The 10,634-nt window shown below is 71.8% G+C and carries 9 protein-coding genes; 2 read left to right on the top strand and 7 right to left on the bottom strand.

The window, feature by feature from the left end; genetic code table 11:
• Positions 1-142 precede the first annotated feature (142 nt).
• The 3 genes from ACFYWM_RS40615 to ACFYWM_RS40605 all read right to left on the bottom strand — a co-directional run bounded on the left by ACFYWM_RS40615 (position 143) and on the right by ACFYWM_RS40605 (position 3,883).
• Complete coding sequence (locus tag ACFYWM_RS40615) at positions 143-1,369, bottom strand: methyltransferase domain-containing protein (RefSeq protein ID WP_389925874.1); 1,227 nt, start codon at positions 1,367-1,369, stop codon at positions 143-145.
• A 148-nt stretch (positions 1,370-1,517) separates the two neighbouring features.
• On the bottom strand, positions 1,518-2,501 hold the full coding sequence (locus ACFYWM_RS40610; protein ID WP_389925871.1) for a Gfo/Idh/MocA family protein: 984 nt from the start codon (positions 2,499-2,501) through the stop codon (positions 1,518-1,520).
• Positions 2,498-3,883, bottom strand: a complete 1,386-nt coding sequence (locus ACFYWM_RS40605) for an NDP-hexose 2,3-dehydratase family protein (RefSeq protein WP_389925868.1) — start codon at positions 3,881-3,883, stop codon at positions 2,498-2,500. Before ACFYWM_RS40605 ends, ACFYWM_RS40610 begins: the two co-directional genes overlap by 4 nt.
• Positions 3,884-4,168: 285 nt before the next feature.
• On the opposite strand from ACFYWM_RS40605, the gene ACFYWM_RS40600 reads away from it, so the two are divergent.
• Both ACFYWM_RS40600 and ACFYWM_RS40595 read left to right on the top strand, forming a co-directional pair.
• The gene (locus ACFYWM_RS40600) at positions 4,169-4,639 is read left to right on the top strand and encodes an FdtA/QdtA family cupin domain-containing protein (RefSeq protein WP_389925865.1); all 471 of its coding nucleotides are present in this window, start codon (positions 4,169-4,171) and stop codon (positions 4,637-4,639) included.
• Positions 4,636-5,733, top strand: coding sequence for a DegT/DnrJ/EryC1/StrS family aminotransferase (locus ACFYWM_RS40595; protein ID WP_389925863.1), 1,098 nt, complete (start codon positions 4,636-4,638; stop codon positions 5,731-5,733). The genes ACFYWM_RS40600 and ACFYWM_RS40595 overlap by 4 nt, the downstream gene beginning before the upstream one ends.
• 195 nt (positions 5,734-5,928) lie before the next feature.
• Here the strand turns inward: ACFYWM_RS40595 and ACFYWM_RS40590 are convergent, their stop codons facing one another.
• Genes ACFYWM_RS40590 through ACFYWM_RS40575 form a run of 4 tightly spaced genes read right to left on the bottom strand, consistent with a single transcriptional unit; the run spans position 5,929 to position 10,609 of the window.
• Positions 5,929-6,909 (bottom strand): NAD-dependent epimerase/dehydratase family protein, encoded by a 981-nt coding sequence (locus tag ACFYWM_RS40590; protein WP_389925860.1) that lies wholly within the window; start codon positions 6,907-6,909, stop codon positions 5,929-5,931.
• Between the two features lie 5 nt (positions 6,910-6,914).
• Positions 6,915-8,267 carry a nucleotide sugar dehydrogenase gene (locus tag ACFYWM_RS40585; RefSeq protein ID WP_389925857.1) on the bottom strand — a complete coding sequence of 451 codons (1,353 nt, stop codon included), beginning with the start codon at positions 8,265-8,267 and terminating at the stop codon, positions 6,915-6,917.
• 21 nt (positions 8,268-8,288) lie between these two features.
• Complete coding sequence (locus ACFYWM_RS40580) at positions 8,289-9,443, bottom strand: ABC transporter permease (protein WP_389925855.1); 1,155 nt, start codon at positions 9,441-9,443, stop codon at positions 8,289-8,291.
• Positions 9,440-10,609: an ABC transporter permease gene (locus tag ACFYWM_RS40575; protein ID WP_389925853.1), complete on the bottom strand. Its 1,170-nt coding sequence runs from the start codon at positions 10,607-10,609 to the stop codon at positions 9,440-9,442. Before ACFYWM_RS40575 ends, ACFYWM_RS40580 begins: the two co-directional genes overlap by 4 nt.
• Positions 10,610-10,634: the final 25 nt, after the last annotated feature.

The raw sequence follows: 10,634 nt of genomic DNA, 5'->3' as shown, positions 1-10,634 counted from the left end.
CCTCCTTCACCCAGGCCGCCGAGCAGCTCCGCCAGGAGACCCTCGCCACCCCCGGCCCCAACCAACTCGTCCCCCAACTGGAACGCCTCACCGCCCGGCACCGCGGGTAGCGAGGGGTCGGGGCCGGAGGCGGCCCGCGCGGTCAGACGATGTGCACCTCGGGCACGTACAGGATCCACTTGCCGCCCGCCTCGCGGAAGGCGCGCTCCTTGGCCATGATCTCCTCGGCGTGGTTCCAGGCGAACAGCAGCGCGTAGTCGGGGTAGGGCTCGGCGAACGCCGAGGGCTCGCGGACCGGGATGTGCGACCCGGGGGTGAGCCTGCCCTGCTTGGCGACGGTGGTGTCGCAGATGAACGGGACCAGGTCCGGCCCGATGCCGCAGTAGTTGGTCACCGTGGCGCTCTTGGCGGTCGCCCCGTAGCCCACGACCCGCTTCCCGCCGTCGCGCAGCTCGCGCAGCAGGCCGGTGAGGTCGTCACGGATCTTCTCGACGCTGCGCGCGAAGCCCTCCAGCGTCGGCATCGCCGCGAGGTCGCGCTTGTTCTCGTCGTCCAGCAGCTCGGCCACCGCCTCCGTCGGCGTCCTGGCGCCGGCGTGGGCCAGCGTGTAGCGGACCTCGCCGCCGTGCACCGGGAGCCTCTCGACGTCGACCAGCTCCAGGTCGTAGCGGGCCGCCATGGCCTGGACCGCGCGGACGGTGAAGAAGTAGAAGTGCTCGTCGTAGATCTGGTCGAAGGAGGTGCGCTCGACGATCTCGGAGAAGTAGGGGTCCTCGAACACGAAGACGCCGGTCGGGGCGAGCAGCGCGGTCACCCCGCGCAGGATGGACTCCATGTAGGGGATGTGGCAGAGGGTGTTGGCGGCGTAGATGACGTCCGCCCGCCCGTCCGTGGCGAGGATGTCCTTGGCGGTCTCCTCCTCGAAGAAGGACTTGCGGACCCGGATGCCCTTGGCGTGCGCCATCTCGGCCACCCCGCCGGACGGCTCCACGCCCAGGTGCCGCACCCCGGCCTCGGCGATCGCCTTCAGCATCACCCCGTCGTTGCAGCCGAGCTCGACCACGAACGGGTCGGCGCCGGTCAGCTCGGTGGCGAGCAGCCGCCGGGCCAGCGTCTCGAAGTGCGCGCGCATGACGGCCGAACCCGACGAGACGTACGGGTAGTCCTCGTGGAACATGCGGTCGCGGGGGATCTCCTCCATGAGTTGCACCATCGTGCACGACTCACATATTCCGACGGCGAGCCGCACGAAGAATTCGTCCGCGAAATCGCCGGGGCGGACGAATGCGTCGGAGAGGGGCTGGCGCCCGAAGTCGAAGAATTCGGCGAGGGATCCGGCGCAGACACGGCACCGCGGCGTGGCAGACATACTTGGCTCCTCGATTCTGGGTGGTACGGGGACGAATCAGTTGTGAATCGCATCGGGACCCGCTGGGGACGTGCGAAAGAAAAGGGAGGACGGGCTTTTCACGACGCACGGCGGCGCGTCCGGCGGCCGCTTCCTCCGCTTTTCATGGTCATATCGTTACGCGCCGGGCCCGCTCGCGGATCGCGTCGACGAGCTCGGCCTGGGCGAGGGCCGGCTTCGTGTGCTCGGCCTGGCCGCCGCCCTCCCTCACGGAACGCGCGAAGGACTCCAGGATGTTGACGAACTGGCGGTCGGCGGCGAGCGTCCGCTCCTCGACGCGGTCCTGCCGCTCGATCCGCACGACCGGGCGCATCGAGTCGGGCGGGGTGTAGGCGCGGTCCAGCAGGATCGACCCCTCCGAGCCCCACAGCGCGTACGAGCTGCGGTAGGAGTGCTCGAACCCGAACCGGATCTGCGCGGTGACGCCCCCGGCCGAGCAGAGCAGCGCGCTGCCGTCGACGTCCACCCCGGTGGCGGCGTCGTAGCGCAGGAACGCGCCGCAGACCTCGATGTCGCCGCCGAGGAAGAGCTGCGCGGCGCGGATCGGGTAGACGCCGACCTCGAACAGGGCGCCGCCGCCGAGGTGGGGCTGGTAGCGGAAGTCGCCGGGGTCGCGCGGCGGGATGCCGAAGTCGCCGGCGAAGGACCGCAGCCGCCCGATCGCCCCGCCGTCGAGCAGCCGGCGTACCTCCTCGTGCTGCGAGTGGTGCGGGAAGACCAGGTTCTCGACGAGGAGCAGCCCGCTCCTCTCCGCCAGGGTCAGCAGTTCCTCGGCCTGCGCGCGGCTGGTGGCCAGGGGTTTCTCGGCGAGCACGTGCTTGCCCGCCCGCAGCGCGCGGCCGACCCACTCGGCGCGCAGCCCGGTGGGCAGCGGGATGTAGACCGCCTCCACGTCGGGACGCTCCAGGAGCGCGCCGTACCCGGTGACCGCGTCGCAGCCGAAGCGGCGGGCGAAGGTCTCGGCCTTGGCCGGGTCGCGGCTGGCGACGGCGACCGGCAGCACGGCCGGGGCGTCGGTCATCGCGGGGAGCGTGCGCCGCCAGGCGATGTCCGCGCACGAGAGCACGCCCATGCGTACCGGTGAGGTCGTCAACGCTCTCCTCCCCAGAGTCCCTGCAGGCAGGCGACGAGCGTACGGGCCTGGACGTTGAGGTAGTAGCTGTGGCGCAGCAGCCCGGACAGCTGGCCGACGGTGACCCAGGCGTAGTCCTCGGGCACCTCGACCGGGAAGTCGTCGTCCGCCTCGATCACCAGATACCTGATGACCGCGCCCATGAAACGCCCGCCCTCCTCCGACAGCAGCGCGTCGAAGCGGATCCGGGACGGGTGGGCGTTCAGCACGTAGTCCATGAAGCGCGGGCGCCGCTCGGCGGGCACCCCCTCGTAGCTCTCGGGGGCGCACTGCAGGGTGGCGGCGAGCTCGACCATGTCCGGCAGGCCGCCCTCCATCCGGGCGTGGACCAGCACGTGCAGCACGCCGTGGATCCGCCTGACGACGAAGGCGACCACGCCCTGGCCCACCGGCACGAACAGCGGCTGGCTCCACGAGCCGACCTCCCGGCCGGCCCCGCTCACCGCGACCGCGGCGACCGTGAAGTACTTGCCCTCCTCGTGGGCGATCTCGTCGCGGGAGCGCTTCCAGCGGGTGACCTGCTCCAGGTTCACGCACCAGCGGTCGACCAGCTTGGTGCTCCTGGCCGCGGTGAACCAGCTCAGCAGGCCGGAGGTGGTGTGCAGGGCGGCCCCGCCGCTCACCACCGAGCGGCGCAGCGCCCCGCGGAAGCCGTCGCCGTCGTCATCGTCGTCGTCGCGGTCTATGGCCGTGCCGTCGAACGGGACGCAGGCCAGCACGGTCCGGGAGTCCATGTTGACGAGGTTGTCGACGCGCAGCAGCTCCTGCAGCTGGCCGACGGTGAGCCAGCAGAAGCCGTCGCGGACCTCGACGTCCTCGGTCACCTCGACGACCATGTTGCGGTTGCGCTTGCACCAGAACCAGGCCCCGTGCTCGGACTGGAGCACGTCGACGAGCACGCCGCCGGGCCGGGGCCGGGTGAAGTACTCCAGGTAGGGCACGCCCGCGCCGCGGTGGACGCCGACGTAGTTGCTGTGCGTGGCCTGCACCGTGGGCGACAGCTGCACGGAGTTGACGTTTCCCGGCTCCATCTTGGCCTGCATGAGGAAGTGGACGACGCCGTCGATCTCCTTGGCGAGGATGCCGAGGATGCCGATCTCGGACTGGTTGATGATCGGCTGCGACCAGCCCGCCGCCGGATCCGAGCGGGTGCTGACCCGCAGCCCCTCCACGGAGAAGAACCGGCCGCTGCGGTGGACCAGGTTGCCGCTGCCCGGCGCGAAGCTCCAGCCGTCCAGGTCGGAGAAGGGGATCCGGGTGACCTCGGCGCGCTCCGTGCGGTGGCGTTCGGCGAACCACTCCCTGAACTCGGCGAGCGGGAGGACGGCGCTGTCCCTGGCCATGGCGGATTTCGTCAGACGGGCTCTGAATTCGTTATTCTCCCGGCGCAGAGAATGTGATATCTGCGGGAGGCTGGTCATATTCCGACCCTCCGGTCTTTGGATCGCACGGCCTTCGCCGGAGAATAATTATATAAATCCGGTTAGTCCATTGCATTCGTTCTTACCAGTCGGCCCGAAGGCACCGAGAATCGCTTGACCGCCGGGTTCCCGGAAAATAGCGTTTGTCCCGCTGGCGAGACAAAACGGGGCGGAACAACCCCCCGTCCAAGGGAGGGCGCAGGCTCGATGAGTTCTTCTGTGAACGGCGGCAAGGTCGGCGAGGACGGCGGGGACACCGTGGTCGGCAGGATCGAACCGTGCCGCATCGTCGAGCTTCCGGAGATCGTCGACCCCCGGGGCAGCCTGTGCGTGGTCGAGTCGGGCAAGGAGATCGACTTCGACGTCAAGCGGGCCTACTACATGTTCGGCATGCCGCCGGGCACCCGGCGCGGCGGGCACGGCCACCGCCGCCTGCGGCAGCTGATCATAGCGGTGCACGGCCGCTTCGAGGTCGACGTGGACGACGGTTTCAGCAAGCGCACGTTCGTGCTCGACCACCCCCGGCTGGGGCTCTACATGACCCCGATGGTCTGGCGGGACATGGTCGACTTCACCCCGGGGACGGTCGGCCTGTGGCTGGTCTCCGAGCCCTACGACGAGTCCGACTACTACCGCGACTACGACGAGTTCCTGCGGGACGCGCGGAGCGGGGTGTGAGGGTCCCCTTCCTGGACCTGCGGGCCCCGTACGAGGAGCTGCGGGCCGACCTGGACGCGGCGGTCCAGCGGGTGCTGAGCTCGGGCTGGTATCTCATGGGCCCCGAGGTGGAGGCGTTCGAGGCGGAGTTCGCCGCCTACTGCGGCAACACGCACTGCGTGGCGGTGGGCAGCGGCTGCGACGCGCTGGAGCTGTCGCTGCGCGCGATGGGCGTCGGGGCCGGGGACGAGGTGATCGTCGCCTCGCACACGTTCATCGCGAGCTGGGGGGCGATCTCCAGGGCCGGCGCGCGGCCGGTCCCGGTCGAGCCGGACGAGCACGGCACCCTCGACCCGGCGCGGATCGAGGAGGCCGTCACCCCCCGCACCAAGGTGATCATGCCGGTGCACCTGTACGGCCACCCCGCCGACCTCGGCGCCATCGAGGAGATCGCGGCCAGGCACGGCCTGCGCGTCCTGGAGGACGCCGCCCAGGCCCACGGCGCCCGCGAGCACGGCCGGAGGGTGGGGTCGGGCTCCACCGCCGCGTTCAGCTTCTACCCGGGCAAGAACCTGGGCGCCCTCGGCGACGGCGGCGCCGTCGTGACGGGGGACGCGGAGCTGGCGGCGCGGGTGCGGCTGCTGCGCAACGTCGGCGCCCGTGAGAAGTACCGCCACGAGGTCGTGGCGGCCAACTCCCGCCTCGACGAGATACAGGCCGCCGTGCTGCGGGTCAAGCTGGCGCGGCTGGACGAGTGGAACGACCGCCGCCGGGCCGTGGCCGCGCGCTACCTGGACGAGCTGAAGGGCGCGGGCGACCTGGTGCTGCCCGAGCCGGCCCCGTGGGCCGAGCCGGTCTGGCACCTGTTCGTGGTACGCACCGCGCGCAGGCAGCGGCTCCAGGAGCGGCTGGCCGCCGCCGGGATCGGCACGCTCGTCCACTACCCGATCGCGGTGCACCTCTCCCCCGCCTACGCCGGCGAGGGGTACGCGCCCGGATCGCTGCCGCTCGCCGAGCGGCTCGCCGACGAGGTGCTGAGCCTGCCGATGGGCCCCCACCTCGACGCCCGCGCGGTGGACGCGGTCGTCGCCGCGACCCGCGACGCGTGCGCCTGACACCCTGGCGATCCCGCGGCCCCGCGGCTCCGCGCCCGGGAAGGCAGGAAAAGGCCCGGCCGCTCTGACGGCCTGAACGCTCGAACGGCCCGATCACTCAGACGGCCCGCGCTCTGACGGCCTGAACGGGAGCGCCACGGCTCTCCCCCGCCCCGGGAGGGGTGTGACCGGCCCGGCCGGTCACACCCGGAGCCGTCAGGCCGAGCCGCTGTCGGGCTGCTCCAGCCACCAGGGGTTGGCCCGCGCCCACTCGATCGTCCTGGACAGCCCCTCCCGCAGGCCGGTGGTGCTGTGCCACCCGAGCACGGCGCGCGCCTTGGAGGTGTCGGGAACGCGGCGCGACAGGTCCTGGTAGGCGCTGCCGAAGCCGTCGCGCGGGTCGACCGGGACCGCCTTGTCACCGCCCGCCAGCTCCACGACGAGCTCGATGACCTCGCGGACGGACGTCTCGACGGAGCTGCCGATGTTGAAGCACTCCCCCAGCGCCGGGGCGGCGGTGCCCGCCTCGATCGTGGCGGCGATCGCGTCGTCGACGAAGGTGAAGCAGCGCGTCTGCCCGCCGTCGTCGTACAGGACCGGCGGCAGGCCGCGCAGGGCGCGGTGGATGCTGCGGCTCACCACGAAACCCGGCCGCTGGCGGGGCCCGTAGGCGTTGAAGTAGCGCACGATGGTGGCGTCGAGGCCGCGCTGGCGCATGTAGGCGAACGTCAGGTGCTCGGCCAGCGCCTTGCTGGAGGAGTAGCTCCACCTGTCGGTGGCGGTGCTGCCGACGACGCGGTCGTCGTCCTCGGCCCACGGGACGGCCGGGTTCTTGCCGAAGACCTCGCTGGTGCTGGCCAGCACCATCCGGGCACCGGCCTTCTCCGCGAGTTCCAGGACGTTCTTCGTCCCCGACAGGTTGATGTCGATGACGTCCAGCGGCCGGTCGATGTAGCGGTCGACCCCGACCACGGCGGCGAGGTGGTAGACGGTGTCGACGTCGCCGGTGATCGCGGTGGCGAGCGCCTCCGCGTCCCTGATGTCGCCGCCGACGTGCCGCCGGGGGGAGGCGCCGTTCAGGTCGGGCGGGGGCGGCCCGCCGTCGAAGACCGTCACCTCGTCCCCGCGCCGGACGAGGGCCTCGACGAGATGGCTGCCGAGGAAACCGAAACCGCCGGTGACGACCACGTTCGCCACGGCCCCTACCTCCCGATCCCGCGGTAGGCGAACCCGGTCTCGCGCAGCAGGTCTATGGTCTCGCGCGGGTAGTAGGCGCGGCCGTCGACGACCGCGCACGAGGGGGCGACCCGCTCGCGGAGCTCCGCGAAGTCGATGTCCTGGAACTCCCGGTGCCAGGCGAGGATCGCCAGGCAGTCGGCACCGCGCACCGCCTCCTCCAGCGAGGGGGCCTGCGGCAGCCCGAAGAGCTTCTCCGCCTCGTCGCCGTCGACCAGCGGGTCGTACAGGGTGACCTCCGCGCCCACCCTGCGCAGTTCCTCCACGACCGGTCTGACCGGTGTCTCGCGCAGGTCGCCGGTGTTGTTCTTGAAGGCGAGCCCGAGGACCGCCACCTTCGCGCCCACCGGCGACCTGCCGAGCTTGACCAGTTCCTCCACGATGAGCTCGCTGGTGTAGCCCGGCATGGAGTCGTTCACCTCGCGGGCGGCCGGGATGGTGAGCAGGTCGATGCCGCGCTGCCGGGCGGCCAGCCAGACCATCCAGGGGTCCTTGGTCAGGCAGGAGCCGCCCACCCCCACGCTCGGCAGCAGGATGTTGACGTTGCCGTTGCCCTTGGGGATCGAGTTGGCCGCGGAGATGATGTCGAGGACGTCGACCTCCAGCGCCGCGCAGAGCCGGGCGAGCTCGTTGGCCAGCGCGATGTTGTGGTCGATCCACCAGTTGTCGGCGAGCTTGACCATCTCGGCCGCCTCCAGGGAGGCCACCGGGATCACCTCGACCCCGACGGCCCGGCGCCAGAACTCCACCGCGGCCTGCGTGCTGTCGGCGCACCAGCCGCCGACGATGATGGGGAAGCTGCGCAGCTCGCGCAGCGCGGTGCCCTCCGAGAGGCGCTCGGGGCAGAAGGCGAGGCCGAAGTCCTCGCCGCAGACCAGGCCGCCGCGCTCCAGCAGCGGCAGGGCCAGCGTGCGCGTCACCCCCGGCGGGACCGTGCTCTTGAAGACCAGCAGCTGGCCCGGCCTGATGTGGCGGCCCAGCTCCTCGCAGGCGCCGCGCAGCTGGCTCTCCTTCATCACCCCGCGCTCGCCGGTGGGCGTGCCGACCGCGACGATGACGACGTCCGCCTCCGAGACGCCCTCGTAGCTCGTGGTGACGCGCAGCCGGCCGGTGCCCGCGTGGCGGGCCACCAGCTCGGGCAGCCCGGCCTCGCTGAACCGGCAGTGCCCGGAGTTCAGCTCCTCGACGAGTACGGGGTCGGTGTCCACCCCGATCACGTTCACGCCGCGGTCGGCCAGGACGGCGGCGACGCACGACCCGACGTACCCCAGGCCGAGGACCGCGGCCGTGATGTTCTCCCGATCGGGCAGGAAACGCATGTCATCTCCAAAGATCTGGCGTTACCGGGTGAGGACGCGACGCAGGCGCCAGACGCCGAGGGCGAACAGGACCGCGGCGTAGCAGCTCAGGATGCCGAACTGGGGCAGGATGTCGACGATGGTGCCGCCGTTCCTGACCAGCTCGGCGAAGGCCTCGTAGGCCCAGGCGTGCGGGGTCAGGTGCGCGATGGTCCGCATCACGCCACCGAACGACTCCAGGGGCACCATGGAGCCGCCGAGCGCGGCGAGACCCAGCCCGAGGATCATGGCGACGGAGATCGCCGCTCCCGGGGTCTTGAACGCCGCCCCCAGGAGCATGGCGGCGCCGCTCCCGACGAAGGAGAAGACGACGACGAGCGCCGCCGCCGCCAGCGGGTCGCCCCAGTCGACCCCGAAGATCAGGGCCGACCCGAGCATGATCAGCAGCGCCTGTGCCAGCGCTATGACCATCCGCCCGAGCGCCTCCCCGGCGACGATGACGCGGGCCGTGATCGGGGTCGCGTACATCCGGCGCGCCACCCCGGTCAGCCGGGTCTCGATGAGCCCGATCGCGGCGGTCAGCGAGGTGAGGAAGGTGAACAGGAGCAGCAGCGGCGGGGCCGAGGCGGCGAAGGGGTTGAACCCCTCGGGGAACAGGCTCCGGCCCGTGGTGGTGACGCGCACCTGGATCTCGGCGACGCTCACCTGCCCGGCCTTTCGCAGGCTCTCGTCGAAGCCCCCGGCCCCCTCCTGCTGGCCGAAGCGGGCCGCGCGCAGCAGGGCGGCCTGCTGGGGTACGACGGAGCGGACCCAGGTGCCGATCTCGGCCGCCCCCGGGTCCTGCTGCCGGGTCATGTAGCGCACCTCGACCTGGTCGCCGTCGCGCACCCGGGTGTCGTAGCCGGCCGGGACGACCACGCCGGCCTGCAGCTCGCCGCGCTCCACCGCGGTGCGCAGCGCGGACTCGTCGGCGGCCCGCTCGACCGCGACGCGCTCGCCCGAGCCCAGTGCCCGGACCAGCTGCTCGGCCAGCGGCCCGGGACCGCTCACCACGCCCAGCCTCAGCTGCTGGTCGCCGCCGAACATCTGCCCGAGGACGAAGACCATCAGGAACGGCGCGACGATCACGAAGAAGATGTTGGTGCGGTCGCTGAAGACCCTGCGGAGGTTGACCATCCCTATGGCGAGGACCTTCACGCGTGCACCATCCTTCCGACGCGGAACAGGGCCAGCGCGCCGCCCAGCGCGGCGAAGCCGAGCAGGGCCGCGACCGGGACCGCCACGGCCGGCAGGGACCCCCCGCCGGCCAGGTCGGCCAGTCCCTGCATGAACCACTTGTGCGGCGTGAGGTAGCCGAGCGTGGTGAGCGCGCCGAGCTGCGCCGTGGGGAAGAACACCCCGCCGAAGATGCCCAGCACCATCGCCACCACCGACTGCCAGTTCGACGCCTGCTCCGCGGTACGGGCGAACGTGGCGAGCGCGGCCATCAGCCCGGTGGCGGCGAGCACCCCGGAGACCACCAGCGCGGCCACGCCGAGCGGGTCGCCCCAGCGGGCGCCCAGGACGAGGGTGGTGACCACGACGAGGATCGTCATGCTCACCACGCCCACCAGGATGCCGCTGAGCAGCTTGCCCAGCACGATCGCCGGCCGGGAGACCGGGGCGGCGAGCATCCTGGTCAGCGTCCCGGCCCTGCGCTCGTCGAAGATGCTGGTGATGCTGAAGACGACGGCGAAGAAGAGGAAGAACATCGCCATGCCGGCGGCGTAGTAGGTGGTGGTGTCCAGCTGCCGCCGTACGGCGGAGGTGTCCTCGCGCACCGACAGCGGCACGGGGAGCGCGCCGGCCCGCTCCGCGAGCCCGGCGGCCCGCTCCGGGTCCGGCGCCGTCCCCGAGGGGGAGACCACGGCCACGGCCAGCTGGACCGAGCGCAGCCCGGTGACGTAGGCCTGCCCGACCTCGCGGGCGACCTGGACGGCGACCGGCGCGGCGACGCTTCCGACGATCTCCAGCGTGGCGGGCCGGCCCGCCCGCACGTCGGCGGAGAAACCGGCGGGGATGACGAAGGTGGCCTCCACCTCGCCGCGCTGTGTCAGGGCCCGGCCCTCCTCGGCCGTGGCCACCGTCCGCAGGGTCACGACGCCCGAGTCGCGCATGGGCTCCAGGACCTGCCGGACGAACCCGCCGCCCGCGGCTCCGCGGTCGGCGTCGGCCACCGCGTAGCGGGCCTTGAAGTCGCCGCCCGTGCCGCCCAGGACCGCGTTGAGGATGAACGCCATGCCCAGCGGCAACACGATCGCGAAGACGATCAGGGTGCTGTCCTTGGCCCGCTGGCGCAGGTCCTTCAGCAGGATGATGATCATTCCACGCACCGTAGGCCCCGTCCCC

It is taken from the genome of Streptosporangium sp. NPDC002721, from assembly GCF_042888905.1.
Lineage (GTDB): Bacteria > Actinomycetota > Actinomycetes > Streptosporangiales > Streptosporangiaceae > Streptosporangium.
Note: the sequence above shows the minus strand (reverse complement) of the source record. Positions and strands in the feature narration are given on the sequence as shown.

Bases quoted from the DNA above. Each gene is read 5' to 3' on its own strand.
- ACFYWM_RS40615 (WP_389925874.1), bottom strand. From the start codon at position 1,369: ATGTCTGCCACGCCGCGGTGCCGTGTCTGCGCCGGATCCCTCGCCGAA.
- ACFYWM_RS40605 (WP_389925868.1), bottom strand. From the start codon at position 3,883: ATGGCCAGGGACAGCGCCGTCCTCCCGCTCGCCGAGTTCAGGGAGTGG.
- ACFYWM_RS40600 (WP_389925865.1), top strand. From the start codon at position 4,169: ATGAGTTCTTCTGTGAACGGCGGCAAGGTCGGCGAGGACGGCGGGGAC.
- ACFYWM_RS40585 (WP_389925857.1), bottom strand. From the start codon at position 8,267: ATGCGTTTCCTGCCCGATCGGGAGAACATCACGGCCGCGGTCCTCGGC.
- ACFYWM_RS40575 (WP_389925853.1), bottom strand. From the start codon at position 10,609: ATGATCATCATCCTGCTGAAGGACCTGCGCCAGCGGGCCAAGGACAGC.